The sequence below is a fragment of the Holdemania sp. 1001302B_160321_E10 genome, assembly GCF_015552275.1.
Taxonomy (GTDB): domain Bacteria; phylum Bacillota_I; class Bacilli_A; order Erysipelotrichales; family Erysipelotrichaceae; genus Holdemania.
Genome location: NZ_JADNEM010000005.1, coordinates 150,752 through 171,918, shown reverse-complemented (window position 1 = coordinate 171,918; position 21,167 = coordinate 150,752). Strand labels below are relative to the sequence as shown.

General features: G+C 51.2%; 17 protein-coding genes and 1 other annotated feature. Of the genes, 15 read left to right on the top strand and 2 right to left on the bottom strand.

The window, feature by feature from the left end; genetic code table 11:
• The 13 genes from I2D94_RS04800 to I2D94_RS04740 form a co-directional block, all read left to right on the top strand.
• Positions 1–408: hypothetical protein (locus tag I2D94_RS04800; protein WP_370544608.1), on the top strand; the 408-nt coding region annotated here is incomplete at its 5' end.
• Positions 409–851: 443 nt separating this feature from the next.
• On the top strand, positions 852–1,328 hold the full coding sequence (locus I2D94_RS04795; RefSeq protein ID WP_229056758.1) for a PTS glucose transporter subunit IIA: 477 nt from the start codon (positions 852–854) through the stop codon (positions 1,326–1,328).
• A 161-nt stretch (positions 1,329–1,489) separates the two neighbouring features.
• Complete coding sequence (gene rplK, locus I2D94_RS04790; protein WP_072683017.1) at positions 1,490–1,909, top strand: 50S ribosomal protein L11; 420 nt, start codon at positions 1,490–1,492, stop codon at positions 1,907–1,909.
• 15 nt (positions 1,910–1,924) lie between these two features.
• Positions 1,925–2,608 carry a 50S ribosomal protein L1 gene (gene rplA, locus I2D94_RS04785; protein ID WP_072683018.1) on the top strand — a complete coding sequence of 228 codons (684 nt, stop codon included), beginning with the start codon at positions 1,925–1,927 and terminating at the stop codon, positions 2,606–2,608.
• Positions 2,609–2,640: 32 nt separating this feature from the next.
• Positions 2,641–2,766, top strand: a sequence feature (ribosomal protein L10 leader region).
• 33 nt (positions 2,767–2,799) lie between these two features.
• On the top strand, positions 2,800–3,321 hold the full coding sequence (gene rplJ / locus I2D94_RS04780; RefSeq protein ID WP_039863550.1) for a 50S ribosomal protein L10: 522 nt from the start codon (positions 2,800–2,802) through the stop codon (positions 3,319–3,321).
• A 27-nt stretch (positions 3,322–3,348) separates the two neighbouring features.
• Positions 3,349–3,720, top strand: a complete 372-nt coding sequence (gene rplL / locus I2D94_RS04775) for a 50S ribosomal protein L7/L12 (RefSeq protein ID WP_072683019.1) — start codon at positions 3,349–3,351, stop codon at positions 3,718–3,720.
• A 73-nt stretch (positions 3,721–3,793) separates the two neighbouring features.
• Positions 3,794–4,390, top strand: a complete 597-nt coding sequence (locus I2D94_RS04770) for a class I SAM-dependent methyltransferase (protein WP_195395796.1) — start codon at positions 3,794–3,796, stop codon at positions 4,388–4,390.
• Positions 4,391–4,499: 109 nt separating this feature from the next.
• Positions 4,500–8,639: a DNA-directed RNA polymerase subunit beta gene (locus I2D94_RS04765; protein WP_195395795.1), complete on the top strand. Its 4,140-nt coding sequence runs from the start codon at positions 4,500–4,502 to the stop codon at positions 8,637–8,639.
• A 14-nt stretch (positions 8,640–8,653) separates the two neighbouring features.
• Positions 8,654–12,451, top strand: coding sequence for a DNA-directed RNA polymerase subunit beta' (rpoC, locus tag I2D94_RS04760; protein WP_195395794.1), 3,798 nt, complete (start codon positions 8,654–8,656; stop codon positions 12,449–12,451).
• A 98-nt stretch (positions 12,452–12,549) separates the two neighbouring features.
• The gene (gene gdhA / locus I2D94_RS04755) at positions 12,550–13,890 is read left to right on the top strand and encodes an NADP-specific glutamate dehydrogenase (RefSeq protein WP_072683023.1); all 1,341 of its coding nucleotides are present in this window, start codon (positions 12,550–12,552) and stop codon (positions 13,888–13,890) included.
• Between the two features lie 111 nt (positions 13,891–14,001).
• The gene (locus tag I2D94_RS04750) at positions 14,002–14,841 is read left to right on the top strand and encodes a metallophosphoesterase (RefSeq protein ID WP_195395793.1); all 840 of its coding nucleotides are present in this window, start codon (positions 14,002–14,004) and stop codon (positions 14,839–14,841) included.
• 140 nt (positions 14,842–14,981) lie between these two features.
• Positions 14,982–15,428: a MarR family winged helix-turn-helix transcriptional regulator gene (locus I2D94_RS04745; RefSeq protein ID WP_072683024.1), complete on the top strand. Its 447-nt coding sequence runs from the start codon at positions 14,982–14,984 to the stop codon at positions 15,426–15,428.
• A 211-nt stretch (positions 15,429–15,639) separates the two neighbouring features.
• On the top strand, positions 15,640–16,542 hold the full coding sequence (locus I2D94_RS04740; protein ID WP_195395792.1) for a sugar phosphate isomerase/epimerase: 903 nt from the start codon (positions 15,640–15,642) through the stop codon (positions 16,540–16,542).
• A 69-nt stretch (positions 16,543–16,611) separates the two neighbouring features.
• Here the strand turns inward: I2D94_RS04740 and I2D94_RS04735 are convergent, their stop codons facing one another.
• Both I2D94_RS04735 and I2D94_RS04730 read right to left on the bottom strand, forming a co-directional pair.
• The gene (locus I2D94_RS04735) at positions 16,612–17,862 is read right to left on the bottom strand and encodes a CCA tRNA nucleotidyltransferase (RefSeq protein ID WP_195395791.1); all 1,251 of its coding nucleotides are present in this window, start codon (positions 17,860–17,862) and stop codon (positions 16,612–16,614) included.
• Entirely contained in the window at positions 17,859–18,512 is a 654-nt protein-coding gene (locus tag I2D94_RS04730) for a transcriptional regulator (RefSeq protein ID WP_072683027.1), read from the bottom strand. Before I2D94_RS04730 ends, I2D94_RS04735 begins: the two co-directional genes overlap by 4 nt.
• Before the next feature lie 195 nt (positions 18,513–18,707).
• On the opposite strand from I2D94_RS04730, the gene eda reads away from it, so the two are divergent.
• Both eda and I2D94_RS04720 read left to right on the top strand, forming a co-directional pair.
• A complete protein-coding gene (gene eda / locus I2D94_RS04725; protein ID WP_072683028.1) occupies positions 18,708–19,670 on the top strand; it encodes a bifunctional 4-hydroxy-2-oxoglutarate aldolase/2-dehydro-3-deoxy-phosphogluconate aldolase in 963 nt (320 codons plus the stop codon).
• A 21-nt stretch (positions 19,671–19,691) separates the two neighbouring features.
• Positions 19,692–20,714: a sugar kinase gene (locus I2D94_RS04720; RefSeq protein WP_072683029.1), complete on the top strand. Its 1,023-nt coding sequence runs from the start codon at positions 19,692–19,694 to the stop codon at positions 20,712–20,714.
• Positions 20,715–21,167 lie beyond the last annotated feature (453 nt).

The following is a 21,167-nucleotide window of genomic DNA, read 5'->3' as shown; positions in this document are numbered from 1 at the left end:
CCGGAAAAGCGGGAATGGATCGAGCAGATTTGTAAACAAGATGAGAATCTCAGAAAGGTGGTCAGGAAGATGAGTGAAATGACGATGGACTTTGAAGCTTATTTCAGAGAAACAAAGGCGATCATGGCGGAACTGGAAAGAGCGGATCGTCAGCGGGAATGGCTGGAACAGGGCAAACGGATGGGTAAGCAGGAAGGTTTGGAACAAGGTTTAGAACGAGGCATGGAACGAGGCGAATTATGCAAAGTCATTAAACAGGTGCTGAAAAATATGAAAAAAGGCAAGCCCATTTCAGAAATTGCGGAGATTTTAGATGAAGATGAAACTGTAATCCGTCAGATATTTTCCTGTCATGAAGAATATCCTGAATGGACTGCAGATCAGATTGCAACGAGAATAAGAAACTAGAATTGAGTCTCCTTTTCTGATTTCTATTTATGAAAATTGTTGATGAAATTGATCGGCGGAATAGACGAGGCAGCTGGATTACTTTTGTTGCTTAAGCTGAGCGTTGCTTATGTATGTCAGGCCGGAATACGTCCCAAGAAAGGCATAGATTCCGGCTTTTTGTAATTTAGGCCGAAGACATCGGCAACACTGCCAATACAAAGCGGCTGATTATCTAAAAGGCATCGCTTAAGAATTTGAGATCAGGAAAGGTTTCTGAGTCAAGAGAAAATCAGCAGAAAGAACAGAGAAAAATGAAGGAATCCTTAAACCACAGGATTAACCGTTGCGAATTAGGACGGTATTCTTTAAAATGAGAACAATGAAACATCGCAAATCATCCGAATCTTTCTCGCTTATCAAATTAAGCAGAATTTTGGATGAGCTTGCGCAAGGAGGCTGCCATGTTTAATTTATTTAAGAAACCTGTGTATTGCGACATCCTGTCGCCGGTTGACGGTGTCAGTTTGCCCTTGGAAGAAGTGCCGGATCCGGTATTTGCGCAGAAGATGATGGGTGAGGGAATTGCATTTCGTTTTGAAGGCGAAAAGATTCTGTCGCCGCTGACCGGCACAGTGCTGCTTGTAGCGGCAACGCGTCATGCGGTCGGATTAAAAGGCGCCAATGGCGTTGAGGTGCTGCTGCATGTCGGCATGGACACGGTGGAGCTTCAGGGCCGAGGCTTGGAGGTTTACGTTCAGCCTGGCGCAAAAGTTCGAGCGGGAGAGCCGCTGATCCGAATTGATCGGGGGGTTATGGAAAAAAATCATATTGATCTGACGACGATGCTGGTCGTAACCAACGGCAGCGGGTATCAGCTGGAAATTGCCAAGCCCGGAGTGGTTAAGACCGGCGATCCTGTCATTCGTGTGACGCGTTGATAAATCCGGTCAAAATCGAAAATATCCCTTGACTAAAGGGTTAAAACCGCTTAGAATAGTAATGCTGTCGAAGGCAGCAAGTTTTATTATGCGTGGGAGGACGGTGTTGCACCTGTCCACTAACCACAGCACAGACAATCAATTTTAAGGAGGAATGTCTTGTGAGCAAGAAAGTTGCAAAGATTTGTAAGCTCCAGTTCCAGGCCGGCGGAGCCCGTCCGGGACCGGCGCTGGCCTCTGCAGGCATCAACATGCCGCAGTTCTGCAACGCATTTAACGATGCGACCAAGGATCGTGCAGGCGATATCGTCCCTGTCATCATCACTGCGTATGAAGACAAGAGCTTTGATTTCGTTCTGAAAACGACACCAGCCTCAGTTCTGATCAAGAAGGCTGCCGGTATCAAGTCCGGATCGGGCAGTGCCAAAGCCAACATCGTCGGAAAGATCTCTCTGGAAAAGTGCAGAGAAATCGCTGAGTACAAGATGCCGGATCTGAACGCCAATGATGTAGAAGCAGCAATGCGGATTATCGCCGGGACAGCGCGCAACATGGGCGTTACTGTCGAAGGCATGGAATAAGAGAGGGACATCACGATGGCAAAAAGAGGTAAGAAATACACAGAGGCCCTGAAGCAGGTCGACGCAGCGAAGCTGTACAGCCTGACGGAAGCGGTAGCTCTGGCGAAGAAAATCAACACAACAAAGTTCGACGCATCCGTCGAAATCTCCTTCAACCTGAACGTTGACCCACGTCACGCTGATCAGCAGATCCGCGGCGCGATGGTTCTGCCAAACGGCACAGGCCGTTCCCAGAAGGTCTTAGTCGTGACTCAGGGCGCGAAGGAACAGGAAGCCAAGGATGCCGGCGCAGATTTTGTCGGCGGCAAGGAAATCCTGGAAGATATCAAAAAGGGTTGGTTCGGATTTGACGTGATCGTCGCAACTCCGGATATGATGGGCGAACTCGGCAAGCTGGGTAAGATCCTGGGTCCTAAGGGCTTGATGCCGAACCCGAAGACGGGCACCGTCACGATGAACATCGCCAATGCCGTCAACGAAATTAAGAAAGGTAAGGTTACTTACCGTGTTGACAAAGAAGGCAACATCAATGTTATGATCGGCAAGTGCTCCTTCACTGACGAACAGCTGGCGGAAAATGCGAAAGCGCTGTACAACGTGATCGCGAAGGCACGTCCGGCGGCAGTCAAGGGTAACTACATGAAGAGCATCACGGTTTCCACGACGATGGGACCGGCGATTCGTGTCGCTGCTGAGTAATTGCTTGACAATTACGCAAACCCTGTTAAAATTAGTTTGTTATCAATATACCATAGACAGCAACGGCCTAATGGCTTAATCAGGTTGCCGAGGTAGGAAGATCAACTTTGAACTTTCAAAACCCGTGCTGTCTTGAGTGCGGGTTTTTATATTCAGGTATATTGTGACAGTATAAAATGGAGGTGTACGGAATGAAAGATGCGGTATTAGAATCTAAAAAGGCAGTCGTTTCCGAAATTCAGGAAAAAATGACCGCCAGCCAGTCAACAGTCGTTGTTGAATACCGTGGTCTGACAGTTGCCGAAGTCACTGAGTTGAGAAGAAGCCTGCGGGCTGAAGGCATTGAATTCAAGGTTTACAAGAATTCCATGTCCCAGCGTGCCGCTGAGGCTGCCGGATTCAACGAACTGACAGAACAGCTGACCGGACCAAACGCAATCGCATTCTCTGATGATGCTGTTGCGCCAAGCCGCGTGCTGGCGAAGTTCGCCAAGAAGCACGACAAACTGGTTCTGAAAGGTGCGATCGTCGAAGGTAAAGTCGTCGGCGTCGATACGATTAAAGAACTTTCCAGCCTGCCGAACCGTGAAGGCATGCTGTCGATGCTGCTGAGCTGCCTGCAGGCGCCTGTCCGCAGCTTCGCTTGCGCTGTGAAAGCAGTCGCTGACAAAGACGGAGAAGCTGCTCCTGCTGAAGAAGCAGCTGCTGAATAACAAAACTGACCAAGGAGGAATAAGAACATGGCAAAGTTAACAAATGCTGAAATCATCGAATCTCTGAAAGAGATGACAATTCTGGAACTGAACGAACTGGTAAAAGCGATCGAAGAAGAATTCGGCGTAACGGCTGCGGCTCCGGTTGCAGTTGCGGCTCCGACTGAAGCTGCAGCGCCTACAGGACCGACTGAAGTTTCCGTATTCCTGAAGGAAGTCGGCGCTTCGAAGGTTGGCGTCATCAAGGTTGTTCGTGAAATCACTGGCTTAGGCCTGGTTGAAGCGAAGGGCTTAGTTGACAAGTGCCCAAGCGCAATCAAGGAAAACATCAAGCCGGAAGAAGCGGAAGAAATCAAGAAGAAACTGATGGATGCCGGCGCTTCTGTCGAAATTAAATAAGTTTCGCACAATCCGACAACAGAACAATTCCGTCATGACGGCGGAATGCAATTAGCCCATGGGAGGCGATCGAATGAGTCATTACTTTACTGACAATCGTCAACTACCACAAAACCGGAAGGAGATTTCTTTCCGGTTTTCGGGCTTTATTATCCCTTTGATCACGGATAACGGCGTGTTCTGTAAAAGTGAAGTGGATTTTGGATCGTATGTCCTGTTGAAAACGATCAAGGAAGAACCGCTGGGAGATCACATACTGGATCTGGGCTGCGGCTACGGCGTGATCGGCATCACCGTGAAAAAAATGTTTCCGGACGCTGAAATGCTGATGGTGGATGTCAATCCCCGGGCGGTTGAGCTGGCTGTTCTTAATGCGCAGAAGAACGGCGTGGAGGCTGAAGTTCGGGTATCGGATATCTTTGGGAATGTCACTGAAACGTTGAGCGATATTCTAACCAATCCGCCGATCCGGGCGGGCAAAAAAGTAATCTATGCGATGTTTGAGCAGGCGTATGATCATTTGCGTCCGCAGGGACATCTGTATGTGGTGATCCGCAAGCAGCAGGGCGCGCTCAGCGCTAAAGCTAAAATTGAGGAAATATTTGGCAACTGTGAAGTGATCAACAAGGAAAAGGGATATTACATTTTAAAATCGACAAAAACAGATTGACAACTTGTGTTAAGTTTGGTACTATATTAAATTGCAAAAATGTATAAAAGTTAAGGGGGTTTTAGGCCCTTTTAGCCGTTGTTAACACTGTTATGAAAGGATGGCGTACATGGAAAAAATGCAGAACTACCGTATTGAAAAACTGGGTAAAAAGGCAGAACGCCGGAATTATTCCAAGGTCAGCGGCAACCTCGATCTTCCTGATCTGGTTGAAGTGCAGACTCAGTCTTTTGAATGGTTTATCAGAGAAGGCATCAGGGAAGTTTTTGAAGATATTTACCCGATTCAGAACTACGGTGGAAATATTCGCCTGAAATTCGTAGATTACGAATTCGGCACGCCAAAGTATACCGTCAACGAGTGCAAATACCGGGAGGCGAACTTCGCCGCGCCATTGAAAGCGAAAATGGAGCTGGAAATGGTCGACAATACAACCGGTGAAGTACTGACAAAGTGGGAAGACGTTTTCCTGGGCGAATTCCCGATGATGACGGAAACCGGAACTTTCATTATCAACGGCGCTGAACGTGTTATCGTTTCTCAGATTGTACGTTCGCCAGGCGCTTATTTTGATATTGCTTCCGAAGACAAAACTGGCAAAGATAGCTACAACTGTGAACTGATCCCAAGCCGCGGCACGTGGCTGGAGTTCATGACCGACGGCAAGAAGGCGGCGTTAGGCCGGATTGTCAACATGTCGGTCGACCGCAAACGTAAAATTTTATCCACAATCCTGTTCAAGGCGATCGGGATGTCCTTGAACCTGGAAAAGAGCGAAGACGGCTTTGATACGGCGGAAATCCGCCGGTTCTTAAAAGCGTTGGGACTGGAAGTGTTCGAAGAGAACATCGTTGAGGGCGAACCTCGCGAATTCCTGAACCTGTATATGCTTTTATATACCTCGTTCTTCGGCAACTATGAAGAAATCCGCAATACGCTGGCCGCTGATAAGATCAAGACGAGCAACGAAGCGCTGCTGGCGATCTATGAAAACCAGCGCTCTGATGAAGTACCGACGATCGACGGTTCGATCAACTTGATGAACGCCAAGTTCTTCGATCACCGCCGGTATGACCTGACCAAGGCCGGCCGGTATAAATTAAATAAGAAACTGTCGCTGACGGACCGGATGGAAGGCACTTATCTGGCTGAAGACGTCCTGAGCGGCGAGGGCAAAGTGTTGTTTGAAAAAGGCACGTTTGTCACGAAGAAGGAAAGAAACGTCCTGCGTGTGGAAATGCTCAAGGGCAGCCATGTCATAGCTTTCCCATTCGTGCATGAATTCTCACATCCAGATACTTCCATGATGGATACGTCCTGGAGTCTGGGATTGATCGGCCGTATTCTGGCCAACGACGTCGAGTGCGGCGAACGCCTGTTTGAAAAGGGCACCGTTCTGACGGAAAAAGATATTGAAGCCCTGGCGAAGGAAGTCAAAGAAGTCCGCGTCTATTCCGGATTGGTGGCTAAGCCGGTCGCACTGACGGCAGAAAACGCCTCCGCGGTCCTGAATTATGGTCACCGTTTCTTCGTGATCGGCCGGTTGACGGCGAATAACGAAGACATGACCAACAACGGCGAGCTGGTGGTTGACCGCTACATCCCGGATGAGGATTACTCGAAGCTGAGCGCTTCCGAGCAGCAGGTCATCATCGAACGTGCACATCAGAATCAGGCGATCACAGCCTGGCTGGTCGGCGCGGCCGTGCAGACGATTCAGGTTTCGACGTCTGCGGATTGCAGCAATCCGATCAAGATCGTGGCGATCGACCCGATCAACCAGAAAAAGACGATCACGATTTCCGACATGTATGCCTTCTACAGCTATGAGCTGAACATGATGGACGGCGTCGGCAGCGTCGACGATATTGATATGCTGGGCAACCGCCGGATCCGTACGGTCGGCGAACTGATCCAGAATCAGTTCCGGATCGGTTTGAGTCGGATGGAACGGGTCGTTAAAGAAAGAATGTCGATTGCCGAGGCCGCAGGTCTGACGCCGAAGCAGTTAACGAATATCCGTCCGCTGACGGCGGCGATCAAGGAGTTCTTCTCCTCCTCGCAGCTGTCGCAGTTTATGGATCAGCAGAATCCGCTGGCCGAGCTGACCAACAAGCGCCGTATTTCCGCGCTGGGTCCGGGCGGCTTAACGCGTGAGCGCGCCGGCTTTGAAGTCCGTGACGTTCACAACAGCCATTACGGCCGGATCTGTCCGATCGAGACGCCGGAAGGCCCGAACATCGGTCTGATCTCCAACTTGACAACGTATGCCAAGATCAACGAATATGGCTTTATCGAAACACCGTACCGTCTGGTCAAAGAAGGCGGCGAGGTTACTGAGGAATATGTCTATCTGTCAGCCGATGAAGAAAACGACTACATCATCGCGCAGGCGAACGAAGTGCACGAAGGCCGTCTGATCAACGACATGGTCGTTGCCCGAAAAGCGGGAGAAACAATCATGGCTCACCGCGATCAGGTCGAACTGGCGGACGTTTCGCCGAAACAGATCGTTTCGGTTGCGACCGCATGTATTCCATTCCTGGAAAATGACGATGCTTCCCGTGCCCTGATGGGCGCGAACATGCAGCGTCAGGCCGTACCGCTGCTGAATCCGCATTCTCCATATGTCGGAACCGGCATGGAGCACCGCATAGCGCGGGACTCCGGCAGCGCGTGCATCTGCACCGGCAACGGGGTCGTCACCTATGTCGATGCCAATAAGATCGTCGTTACGGAAGATGAAGGCGAACAGCGCGTTTACGAGCTGCAGAAATTCCGCCGTTCCAACGCCGGCACCTGCATCAACCAGCGGCCGATCGTCAAGCATGGCGAACGCGTGGAACGCGGCGATATTCTGGCCGATGGTCCTTCGATGGAAAAAGGCGAGCTGGCGTTAGGCCAGAACGTGACGATCGCGTTCATGACCTGGCACGGTTACAACTACGAAGACGCGATCATCATGTCCGAGCGGATGGTCCGCGACGATGTCTACACTTCTATTCATATTGAGGAATATGACATTGAATGCCGCGAAACGAAGCTGGGACCTGAAGAAATTACCCGCGATATTCCAAACGTCAGTGAAAATGCCTGCCGTCACCTCGACGGCCGCGGCATCGTCATGATCGGCGCGGAAGTCAAGGAAGGCGACATCCTGGTCGGTAAGGTTACCCCGAAGGGCCAGAGCGAAATCTCCCCGGAAGAAAAGCTGTTACTGGCGATCTTCGGCGAAAAGTCCAGAGAAGTCCGCGACAATTCGCTGAAAGTTCCGCATGGCGGCGCCGGCATCGTCCATTCGATCCGCATTTTCAAGCGCAACGAGGGTCACGATCTGCCGCCGGGAGTCAATGAAGTCGTTAAAGTCTATATCGTTCAGAAACGTAAGATTTCTGAAGGTGATAAAATGGCCGGCCGTCATGGCAACAAGGGCGTTATCTCCAAGATCCTGCCGATCGAGGATATGCCGTATCTGCCGGATGGCACACCAATCGACATCATGCTGAACCCATTCGGCGTTCCATCTCGTATGAATATCGGACAGGTTCTGGAAATCCATCTGGGCATGGCCGCGAAGACGTTAGGCGTGAAGTTTGCGACACCGGTCTTCGACGGTATTTCCAATGACGAATTGAAAGCGATCATGGAAGAAGCGCAGACCTCGCCGGATGGCAAGCTTGTGCTGCACGATGGCAAGACCGGCGAGCCGTACGATGAACGGATCTCTGTCGGCGTCATGTACATGATCAAGCTGGCGCACATGGTCGACGATAAACTGCACGCCCGTGCAACCGGCCCATACAGCTTAGTCACGCAGCAGCCGTTAGGCGGTAAGGCGCAGAACGGCGGCCAGCGTTTCGGTGAAATGGAAGTCTGGGCGCTGGAAGCTTACGGCGCCGCGCATACGCTGCAGGAAATCCTGACCGTGAAGTCTGACGATATCGTTGGACGCACCAAGACCTACGAAGCCATCATCAAGGGCAAGGATCTGCCGGAACCGGGCATTCCTGAATCGTTCCGCGTCTTAAAGCATGAGCTGCAGGCGCTGGCGATCGACGTCAAGATGCTGGATGAAGAAGGTCTGGAAGTCGATATGAAGAAGATGGAAGCGGACGAGATTAACGAAGTTGCAGCCCTGGAGAACGTCGTATCCGAAACCTCGGCAGAGATTCCGGCCCAGGTCATCGACGAGGAGGATCTGCCGGAAGAAGCGGCTGTAATCGGATTTGATGACGAAGACGTTGAGTAAAGGAGGCGTAAGCGATGAGTGTCAATAAATTTGCCGCCATTCAGGTCGGTCTGGCATCCCCGGAACGAATCCGCGAATGGTCCTATGGCGAAGTCAAAAAGCCGGAAACGATTAACTACCGTTCTCAAAAACCAGAACGGGACGGCTTATTCTGCGAACGGATTTTCGGTCCTTCCAAAGACTGGGAATGTTATTGCGGAAAATACAAGAAAGTACGCTATAAAGGCGTAATCTGTGACCGCTGCGGCGTAGAAATCACCAAGAGTTCCGTCCGCCGCGAACGGATGGGTCACATTGAACTGGCAGCTCCGGTTGCGCACATCTGGTATCTGCGCGGCATTCCAAGCCGCATGAGCCTGCTGCTCAACATCACGCCGAAGGCGCTGGAAGAAGTCGTTTACTTCGTATCCTGGGTCGTTACCGATCCGATGGATACGCCGCTGGCTGTCAAACAGATCCTGTCAGAAAAAGAATACCGTGAGAACACCGCACTGTATGGTCCGGGCAGCTTTGTTGCCCAGACCGGCGCGGAAGCGGTCAAGACCTTGTTGGAAAAGGTCGATATTGAGAAAGAACACGAGATTGTCATTAAAGAACTGGAAAACGCGAACGGCGACAAGCGCAAGAAATTGATCAAGCGCTTGGAAACCATCGACGCGTTCCGTCATTCCGACAACAAGCCGGAATGGATGGTTCTGACCGTATTGCCGGTCATTCCGCCGGATTTACGGCCGATGCTGCAGCTGGACGGCGGCCGCTTCGCGACCTCCGATTTGAACGATCTGTACCGCCGTGTCATCACCCGGAACAATCGTTTGAAGAAGCTGCTGGAGTTGGGAACTCCGGCGATCATCGTCCAGAACGAAAAACGTATGCTGCAGGAAGCGGTCGACGCTTTGATCGACAACGGCCGCCGTTCCAAGCCGATCACCGGCGCGGGCGGACGGGCGCTGAAATCCCTGTCGCATTCCTTAAAGGGTAAGCAGGGACGTTTCCGTCAGAACCTGTTAGGTAAGCGTGTCGACTTCTCCGGCCGTTCCGTTATCGCGGTCGGACCGGATCTGAAGATGTATCAGTGCGGAATTCCGCGCGAAATGGCAATTCAGCTGTACAAGCCGTTTGTCATCAATGAAATTGTCAATCAGGGCATCGCCGGCAATCCGAAAACGGCTGAAAAGCTGATCGACCGCCAGGATCCGCGCGTCTGGGACGTCGTGGAACAGGTGATCGACAATCATCCGGTCTTCCTGAACCGTGCGCCGACGCTGCATCGTCTGGGCATTCAGGCGTTTAAGCCGAAGCTGGTCGAAGGCCGTGCGATCCGTCTGCATCCATTAGTCTGTACCGCGTTCAACGCCGACTTTGACGGCGACCAGATGGCTGTCCATCTGCCGCTGTCCGAAGAAGCCCGTGCCGAAGCGGAAATCCTGATGCTCGGTTCCAACAACATTCTGGGTCCGAAGGATGGTAAGCCGATCGTTACGCCGGGTCAGGACATGGTTCTGGGCAACTTCTATCTGAACATGGAAGAAACGGCGGACGAATTCTTCACGAAGGCAGATTTCCTGGATTCTCTGGGCGATCATGAAGCGGCTGAAATGTGGCGCCGGTTCGGCACCAACGAAGGCCATGTCTTCAAGGACACCAACGAAGTCTTAATCGCGTATCAGAGCAAGCAGGTGCATCTGCATACCCGCATTGCCCTGCCGGGATACGCGCTGCATAAGAGCTGCTTCACGGAGAAGCAGAACCATTCGTACCTGGTAACGACGGTCGGCAAGGTCATTTTCAACGAAATGTTCCCGGCAGACTTCCCATATATCAACGATGTCAACAAGGCAAGCTTACAGGCGACGCCGGATAAGTTCTTCCTGCCGTTAGGCACGAACATCAAGGAAGCGATCGCCGCAATGCCGCTGAATCCGGAATTCAAGAAGAAGGATTTGTCCAATGTCATCGCCGAAGTGTTCAACCGGTACAGAACGGAAGGCACTTCCGATATCATGGATAACATCAAGGATCTTGGCTTTGAATATTCCACAGTTGCGGGCATGACCGTATCTCTGGCGGATATCAACGTCGTTCCGAACAAACAGAAATATGTTGAAGAAGGCCGTGCTCAGGCTGATAAGCTGGATAAGCTGCTGAAACGAGGCATGCTGACGCCGCCGGAATGGGAACGCCACTTCTCGAAGCTGTGGGCGGATATCAAGGATGAAATCGGCGATGCCGTTATGAAATCCCTGCCGCGTAAGAACCCGATCAACATGATGGCGGTTTCCGGAGCGCGAGGCAACAAATCCCACTTTACTCAGCTGTGCGGCATGCGTGGTCTGATGGCCCGTCCGACACAGTCGAAGTCCAAGAAAGAATACCAGCCTTCGATCATCGAAGTTCCGATTTACTCTTCCTTCCGTGAAGGTCTGAATGTGTCCGAGTTCTTTATCTCCACTCACGGCGTGCGGAAAGGTCTGACCGATACCGCCCTGAAGACGGCTGAATCGGGTTACCTGACCCGTCGTCTGGTCGACGTAGCTCAGGATGTCGTCATCATTGAGGAAGACTGCGGAACCGACCGCGGCTATCTGGTTGAGGATATTGTTGACCGCAAGACCAACACGATCCTTGAACCGCTGGCTGAACGCTTAATCGGCCGTTACAGCCAGGATGCGATCGTCGATCCGAACACCGGCGAAATTCTGGTTGAAGCGGATACCTACATGGATGAAGCGATGGCGCAGAAGGTGGTCAATGCCGGCGTCACCAAGGCTTATATCCGCAATACGTTCACCTGCGAAAGCGTCAACGGCGTCTGCCGCAAGTGCTATGGCCGCAACATGGCGACTGGCAAACTGGCGGAAGCCGGCGAAGCGATCGGCATCATGGCCGCGCAGTCCATTGGTGAACCGGGCACACAGCTGACCATGCGTACGTTCCATACCGGCGGCGTCGCTTCCGGTAACGACGGCGATATCACGCAGGGTCTGCCGCGAGTCGAAGAATTGTTTGAAGCCCGCTGCCCGAAACATGTCGCAGTCCTGTCCAAGATCGACGGTGAGATCACCGAGATCAGCGAACTGGAAAACAAGAGCGGCATGCGCATCGTGGTCACCAACGAAAAGGAAAGCATCGAACACAAATGCGATCTGACGCAGACGATCCGTTCCTGGCTGAAAGTCGGGTCCCAGGTCGTTGCGGGCGATAAGCTGACCGAAGGTCAGGTTAACCCGAAGGAACTGCTGGAAGTCGCAGGCGTCATGGAAGTTCAAAACTATATCCTGAAGGAAGTCAAGAAGGTTTACGCTTCTCAGGGTATCGAAATTTCCGATAAGCACATCGAAGTCATGATCCGGCAGATGCTGCGGAAGATCATTGTCATCGACGGCGGCGACACCGGCTTAAGCGCAGGTCAGACGCTGTCCCTGAACAACATCACCGGCATCAACCGCGCTTGTCTGTTAGCGGGCAAGCATCCGGCGGTCTTTGGTCCGACGCTGCTGGGTATCTCAAAAGCATCTGTCGAAACCGATTCCTTCCTGTCCGCGGCATCCTTCCAGGAAACCACCAAGGTCCTGACCGAAGCGGCGATCAAGGGCAAGGTCGACCATCTGATCGGTCTGAAGGAAAACGTTATCATCGGCAAGCTGATCCCAGCGGGAACCGGCTCAAAATTCGAGCGTGAAACGACGCACCTGATCGAAGAACGGGCAGCGGAGCTGCGCGAGGAACGGGAAGAACGTTCCGTCGATCTGGAAGAAGATGTCAAGCTTCCGGAAGAAATGCTCGGCAACCACGCTGAACCGGCGGTCTAAAATGAACGAGAGAGGGAATATCCGAAAGGAATGTCCCTCTTTTTTTCATTGAATTTTCAGGCCGAGTAGCATATCATAATAAAAAAGGTGGGATAACAATGAATTCATATTGTGAACGTGTTTTACATCAGCTGAAACAAAAAGACGCCTCGCAGCCCGAGTTTCTGCAGGCGGTGGAAGAAGTGCTGACGTCGGTCAGCCTGATTTTTGATCATCATCCGGAATATGAGAAAATGGCGATTCTGGAACGCTTGACGGAGCCGGAGCGGATCATCCAGTTTAAAGTACCGTGGACAGACGACCAGGGCCAGATGCATGTCAACCGCGGCTACCGCGTCCAGTACAGCAGCGTCTTGGGCCCTTATAAAGGCGGTCTGCGGTTTCATCCGGCGGTCACGCTGGGCATGATGAAATTCCTGGCGTTTGAACAGATCTTCAAGAATGCGCTGACGACGCTGCCGATCGGCGGCGGCAAGGGCGGCAGCGATTTCGATCCGAAAGGGAAGAGCGACGCGGAAGTAATGCGCTTCTGTCAGAGCTTTATGATTGAATTGTCCAAGCATATCGGACCGGATGTCGACGTGCCAGCGGGCGATATGGGCGTCGGCGCACGGGAAATCGGTTATTTATACGGTCAGTACCGGCGTTTAAAAGGTGTCAGCGAGCGCGGTGTGCTAACCGGCAAGGGCGTAGGCTATGGCGGCAGTCTGGCACGCAAGGAGGCGACCGGCTACGGGTTGATCTACTTCGTCTTGGAAATGATGAAAGCGGCGCAGATGGATCCGCAGGGGAAGAAAGCGATTGTCAGCGGCAGCGGCAACGTCGCGATCTATGCCGCGGAAAAAGCGCTGCAGAATGGAATTCAGGTCATCGCGATGAGCGATTCCAAAGGCTATATCGTCGATGAACAGCTGGATCTGAATACGGTGAAGAAAATCAAGGAACAGCTGCGCACCTCGCTTTCGGCATATCCGGAAATGGCGGGCCATGGCGAATATCATGAAGGTTCGGTCTATGACGCCAACCTGAAGGTTGATCTGGCTTTCCCATGCGCGACACAGAACGAGATCAACAAGGAACGTGCCCGGCGCTTAATCGAAGCGGGCTGCCAACTCGTTGCCGAGGGCGCGAACATGCCGAACGATAACGAAGCGATCGCTTTGTTTCGTCAGCAGGGAATCCTGTTCTCCCCGGGTAAGGCGTCCAACGCCGGCGGCGTTGCGACTTCCGCGTTGGAAATGAGCCAGAACAGCATGCGTCTGGCCTGGTCGTTTGAAGAAGTCGACGACAAGCTGCGCGGGATTATGATCTCTATTCATAAGCAATGCCAGGAGGCAATCCGGCAGTATGCGCTGGATCCGAAGGATTATGTGACGGCCGCCAACATCGCCGGTGTTCAGAAGGTGATTGACGGAATGATCGCGATGGGCGATTATTAAAAAGCAAATCGCCGCCGTGTTTTTAAGGCCAACGCGAATCCAACATAAAAGGAGAATCACAATGAAACAACCGGTTTACTATACCATCAGGGTTACTGAGGGAGGCTGGCGATGAAGCTGGCCCTTCTCTTTTTCGGCCTGATCGCCGCCTATCTGTTGATTGGCTGGCTCATCAGTTTTCCAATTCAATTACGATCCTATACACTGTCCAGTCCGAAGATCAAAACGCCGGTCAGACTGGCGGTCGTCTCCGATCTGCACAGCACGGTCTACGGACCGAATCAAAAGCGGCTGCTGGACAAGCTGCGGCAATCCCGGTGCGATCTCATTCTCATGCCGGGAGATATCATCGACGATATCAAACCGCTGCGGGGCGCGGAATTATTTCTTGATCAGGCTGCGGCGATAGCGCCGTGTTATTATTGCACAGGCAACCATGAAAATATTGATACTCTGATCACGCTCCCGGAGGTCAAAGCACGGGTGCGTCAGGCGGGAATTACCGTTTTGGACAGCAGGAAAGAAACCATCACGATCCGCGGAACACGATTCACGTTGTGCGGAATTGACGATCCCCGCAAATATGCGTATATTGATCGGGATTCACAAGAGGAAATTGAACTGATGAAGGCGCTGGGTTCGGTGCAGACCTGCCCGGAATATACGATACTCTTAGCGCACCGGCCGGAACGTTCGCCGATCTACGCGCAGTTCGGGTTTGATCTGATCGTGTCCGGCCATGCCCATGGCGGACAGGTTCGAATTCCCGGTTTGATCAACGGTTTGTTTGCGCCCCGGCAAGGCTGGTTCCCGAAGCGGGCAGGCGGTTTGTATCAGGAACAGAACTCGGATTTAATCGTTTCCCGGGGATTATGCCGGCGATGGTATCTGCCGCGAATCTTCAATCCGGTTGAAATTCCCGTAATTGAACTCACTCACAATGACGGATAAAAGAACGAAACGCTTCGTTCTTTTCTTTTTAATCAGCGTGAAATGTGAAGTAAAACGTTTAATTCACATTGAATTCGGTAAAATTGTAACGTTTAACTGGACTTTTGATTTATAATAAGAAAAAAGAAAGGAGTGAGTTCATGAATCAAATTCGGGACGTTGTGAATTTGGACACCAAAGCGTTTATTATGTTTTCAGATTTAATCAAACAGTTTTATGAAGTAAAATCCGATACGCTTAAAGTTTTGAATCTCAAGTTATCCCATCTAAAAATCCTGCATCTGTTGTCTGACCACAATGGAATTAATCAGCAGGAAATTGCGGTCATTTCCGCCAGTAAGCGCTCTACAATTTCAGAAATCATTTCAGAAATGGAGAGTGAGGATCTGGTGATGCGAATCGGCAACGATAAAGACCGCCGAGTAATGAACATCTTCCTGACGGAGAGAGGGAAAACCGCTTCGGATCTTATTCAGTCGGAATTCAGAAAATATTGTATGCAATGTATGGACAGTTTTTCAGACGCTGAAGTTTTGCTTTTCCAGCAGCTGCTCAACCGGTTTCAATTTCAAAACGAAAAAAAATAAACGCTGCGAATCGAAGCTCATTGGAAGTTTTCCTCTTCTGGAAGACTTCTTTTTTTAGTGTTGGTAAGAATGAAGATCAGGATCAAAAAAGGAAAATGACGAAGATGCGGCTTGTCAGACATCGGGGGTGTTTGCTTGTTTCCTGACAAGATTGGCCGTATAATAAAAACAGAAAGGTTCTGCTTACAGAGAGCGGAAACAGGAGGGAAACATGCGGGAATGTTCACTGCACTTTGATTTTGTCAACGCCGAGGGCAAGCTGGATCTCAACAAGGCGGACACGCTCATGGAAATGGCGTTGAAATTAGGCATTCATACGTTCAATACCTATTGGGATCAGGAGGTGTATCCGGAAAAGGATGCCGAAGATCAGGAATTTGCCGATCAGATTCATGCGCTGGCTGTCCAAAAAGGGATGAAGGTGTCGTCTTATCATTTTGTCGGTTCCGTGTTGGATGAGGACGATCCTGAACAGAAACGGGTCCGTCATTATATGCAGAAAAGTCTGGATATTTACAGTGTTTTGGAACCGGGGGTGTTCGTTGTGCATCCGGGGACTTTTTCAGACGGGGGATTTAAGAAAAATAAAATCGTTCATCAAGCTTCGTTAGAAAAATGGGGTGCAGAAGAAACGAACCGGCGGGTTGTGGAAAACCTGCGCTGGTTTGGCCAGCGGGCTGCGGAAAAAGGGATTAGGCTGGCAATCGAGAATATCTATGGCGGGCGTTTTTACAGTCAGATCGACGAATTGATTGCGCTGGTGGAAGAAGTGAATTTGGAGAATGTCGGTTTCTGTCTGGACGTCGGCCACGCGAATGTGGACGGCGTGGATATCCCGGCCACGATCCAGCGCATGGGAAAGAAGCTGTACGAAGTGCATCTGCATGACAACAACGGGAAAAAGGATCAGCATCTGCCGATCGGTTTTGGTACGGTGAACTGGATTGAAGTTATTGAAGCGCTCAATGCGATCAATTATCCAGGCACTGCGACCTTTGAGTTCTTCCGCTGGCCGCTGCCGGATTACGAACAAGGATTAACCCGCGCGGTGGAAATGTGGCGCACGCTGGAGTTCATTCAGGAAAACGGATATTTCACGACCAACTGGAATTAACGGGAGTCAGAAAAAAAGTCGGTTTTCAAAAATCATGAAGAAGACAAAAAAAGCCGGAGCCCAGAGTGTTTACTCGGGGTGTTCCGGCTTTCGTTGTTGATGGACAAAGCTCAGAAGTGCTTCTTTTTGATTCGGAATCTGATCTTCCATCACCGCTTTCAGCGTTTGCGTTAAAAGTGCGGAGATCTGGGGGCGGGGACAGCCGGCGGCGATCAAGTCAGCGCCGTTGACCGCCAGTTGTTTGAGGGTCAGGCAGTCCTGGCCGCGAATTTCTTCACTGGCGGCGATCAGGCGAGCGGCTTGTTGCGGTGTAAGCCGGTTTAAGCCCTGTTGAAGCTGGATCCATTCCACGACCAAATCCGGAAGTTCGCTGATCAGAAGCCGCAAACCAATGCGATCCTGAGGAAGCGGGCGATTTTGATATTGGACAAGTTGGATCAGATTTTTTTTGTTTCGATTGGAAAACCTCAGCTGCCCAGCCCAATGCTGAGCCTGATCAATGCAATAGGTCAACGGCGCTTGCGGCAATTCCAGAAAGAAACAGGCCAGCCGGGGCAGCGTCACCGGCGGACAGAATCGGAATGCGTCGAACGCTTTTTGAATCGCCTGCGGTGATTGCAGGGCGGGAAGCTGAGGAAACAGAACCGTGAGAATTTCATGATTGCCGGCGAAGATTTCCGGCCAGCGAAGTCCGACGACCATCTTTTCCATTTCCCGGGCAATGCGCTCGGCAGACAACACCCGCAGCAGTTCTTTCTGATGAAAGAGCGCGGAACGTGTGTCAGGATGGATTGTAAATCCCAGGGTGGAAGCGAACCGCAGCGCCCTGAGAATCCGCAGCGCATCTTCGTCAAACCGCTGCACCGGATCGCCAATGCAGGCAATGATTTTGTTTTTCAGGTCTTGCTGGCCATCGAAATAATCCCGCAGTCCGAGATCCGGATGCCAGCACAGCGCGTTGATCGTAAAATCCCGCCGCGCGCAGTCTTCCTGTAAAGATCGTGAAAAGTGAACGGATTCGGGATGCCGGTGATCGTGGCAGCCGGCATCAGATCGGTAAGTCGTGACTTCGATCGGAAAATCGTGAATCATGACCGTCACTGTGCCGTGCTTCAATCCCGTCGGAATCACCAGGTATCCCGCATTGCGGAAGCAGGCGATCGTCTGTTCAGGCAAAGCGGAGGTCGTTACGTCGATATCCTGCACCGGCCGTTCCAACAATGCGTCGCGAACGCAGCCACCCACCCACCAGGCTTCATAACCCGCTTCGTTAAGGCACTTCAGGCCGGTCAATCCGGCACTGCGCAGCGTGGGATTCATTCCTTATCTTCCTTGCGGATGGTATCCAGATAGCTGTAAAGTGTAAACTTGGAAATATCGAGGAAGGCGCAGATCTTATCACCGCTCTTTGTGATCAGGAAAGCGCCCTTGTGATCAAGGAATCGAACGATTTCCATCTTTTCTTCCTTATTCATTTCCCTGGCAGGCTTGTCCATGCGCTTGCGGCATTCCTGCAGAAGCAGCTCCAGAATCTGATTGACGTCGTTGGTAAACGGTTCCTCGCCGATCTTTTTTTCTTCCTGCGGAAGCAGGGTAAATGCGTCCAGATTTTTTCGAGCTTCCACCAGCGGCGTGATGTCGGTATTCAGACACAGTGAACCGATATTCTTCCCTTCGCTGTCCTGAAAGAAAATTGAGCTGTTGCGGATGATCCGGCCATCGTCGGTCACCATGACTTTATTATAGCGGTGAGTGTCGGTTTGTTCGCTGGAGAGAACCTCCAGTCCCCAGGCGCCGCCGCCGTCGCCAATCTTTCTTCCGCTGATCTGGCCGTTGCGGATATCAATGATCGTATGCGCATAATCCTTCGTGTTGTCATGCAGCACGATTTCGCATTGCGGTCCGAAATGATGTTCCAGCAGATCCAGAATCTGGGAAAAAAGCAGACGTTGTTCTTCGATCGAATTCACCTGCGAATTCCTCCTTTTTCTCTAATGAATATTGTTTCAGAGGAGTGGATAAATGTCAAGATAGTCCGGATGAAACCTAAAATATTTTTAGCATATTACTAAATATCTAAAAAAAATTTAGAACATCTCTTTACAAACCGGGGAAAGCATGTATACTAGAAGTGTATCAACTCATAAAAAAAAGGAGTGGAAATCATGGATGCAATTTTAGAAAAAATCAGCCGGATCGGCATTGTGCCGGTCATCAAAATCGACCGGATCGAGGATGCTGAACCGCTGGCCAGGGCGTTGTGCGAGGGTGGTCTGCCTGTCGCCGAGGTGACGTTCCGTACTGAACATGCCAGGCAGGCGATGCAGATCATCAATGAAAAGTTCCCGGAAATGATCCTGGGTGCAGGCACCGTTCTGACGACCAAGCAGGTCGACGATGCGATCGAAGCGGGAGCGAAGTTCATCGTTTCGCCGGGACTGAATCCGGAGATCGTCCGTTACTGCCAGTCTAAAAACATCATGATTCTGCCAGGCTGCGCGAATGCCAGCGATATTGAAGCAGCGTTGTCATTTGGCTTAACCACGGTGAAATTCTTCCCGGCTGAGCCGTTAGGCGGCCTGAAAATGATTAAGGCGCTGGCGGCTCCGTATGTGAACGTCAACTTCATGCCGACCGGCGGAATTAAGGAAAATAATATCTGCGAATACCTGGCTTACGACCGGATCGTGGCCTGCGGCGGCACCTGGATGATCGATTCCAAGCTGATTGCCAACGGTGAATTCGATAAGATTAAGGAACTGACGCAGAACGCAGTTAAGACGATGCTGGGTCTGAAGCTGGATCATGTCGGCATCAACGCTACGCCGTCAACCTCTGAAGGGATTGCGAACGAAATGGCAGGTCTGCTTCAGTGCGATGTCCGCGCCACATCCAAGAGCTTCTTTGCGGGCGAGACCGTGGAAGTGATGAATGAAAACGGCCGCGGAACGCATGGGCATATCTGTTATACCGTGAATTCTGTGGATCGCGCTGTCCGTTACTTTGAAGCACGGGGTTATAAATTCGTTGAAGAAACGAAACAGTTCGATGCCAGGGGGCATCTGAAATTTGCTTACTTTGAAGGTGAAATCGGCGGCTTTGCGATTCATCTGAAAAATGCGGCATAAGGAAAGGGGTAAATCTCAATTATGAAAATCATTACATTAGGCGAAATCATGCTTCGTTTGTCCACGCCGGGCAATACTCGTTTTGTTCAATCTGATTCCTTTGACGTCGTTTACGGCGGCGGCGAAGCGAACGTCGCGGTTTCTTTGGCTAATTATGGTCATGACGCGTATTATGTCACCAAGCTGCCGAAGCATGAAATCGGTCAGTCGGCGGTCAACGCACTGCGCCGGTATGGCGTGCATACCGACTACATCGCCCGCGGCGGTAATCGGGTAGGCATCTATTATCTGGAAACCGGAGCTTCAATGCGGGCTTCCAAGGTTATTTATGATCGTGCGGGTTCCTCGATTGCCGAGGCTTCGGTCGATGATTTCGATTTCGATACGATCATGGAGGGGGCCGATTGGTTCCACTGGTCGGGCATCACGCCGGCGATCAGCGCCAACGGCGCGGCTTTGACCAAAGCGGCCTGCATTGCGGCGAAGAAGCACGGCGTTACTGTTTCCTGCGATTTAAACTATCGTAAAAAGCTGTGGACACCAGCCGAAGCGCAGGCGGTCATGAAGGATCTGATGCAGTATGTCGATGTCTGCATCGGCAATGAAGAAGATGCGGAGCTGTGCCTGGGCTTTAAGCCGGAAGGAACGGATGTTTCCAGCGGCAAGCTGGATCTGAACGGCTACAAGACAATCTTTGAGCAGATGCGCGTCCAGTTCGGTTTCAAGACGGTCTGCACAACGCTGCGCGAAAGCTTCTCCGCCACGCATAACGGCTGGTCGGCGTTGATTTATGACGGCGAGGAATTCTATCAGTCCAAGCGGTATGAGATCAATCCGATTGTTGACCGGGTCGGCGGCGGCGATTCGTTCTCCGGCGGTCTGATTCACGGCCTGTTAACCAAGAAGACGCAGGGTGAAGCTCTGGAATTCGCGGTTGCGGCTTCGGCGTTGAAGCACACGATCAACGGCGATTTCAATCTGGTCAGCGCCGAGGAAGTCGAAGCGCTGGCAGGCGGTGACGGCTCTGGACGTGTTCAGCGCTAATTTAGAACAATGAATTATCAATCCTTTGTTCCTCTAGGGAGCAGAGGATTTTTTTGTGTTATTTTATTGAGTTGGAATAAAAGCAGATCAACGCTGAAATTAATTCAAGAAAGGCAAAAAGATTGTTTCATTCGTTATTCGATCGCAGGCTTAACTAACTATTTTAAATATTCACGATAATACATGGGGATTAAGGTAGATCATGTTAATTTGGAAAAAGTGATGAGTCTATGAATTACGATGTACAGCTTCTCAAAATGGGATGTTTCTGACGTGAGAGTGCAGCTGATTTAATACATAGATTCGGATTGCCGACACGCTGCTTTATACAGATAAAAAGCGAGGTTTGATAACTGATATTCGTAAAAATTACTCCGTTGCGGTCAATCTTGAAACAGTCGTGCCGGCCGCAATGTTTTTGAGATCGCCTCCGGGATAGCCGCAGATGCCTCT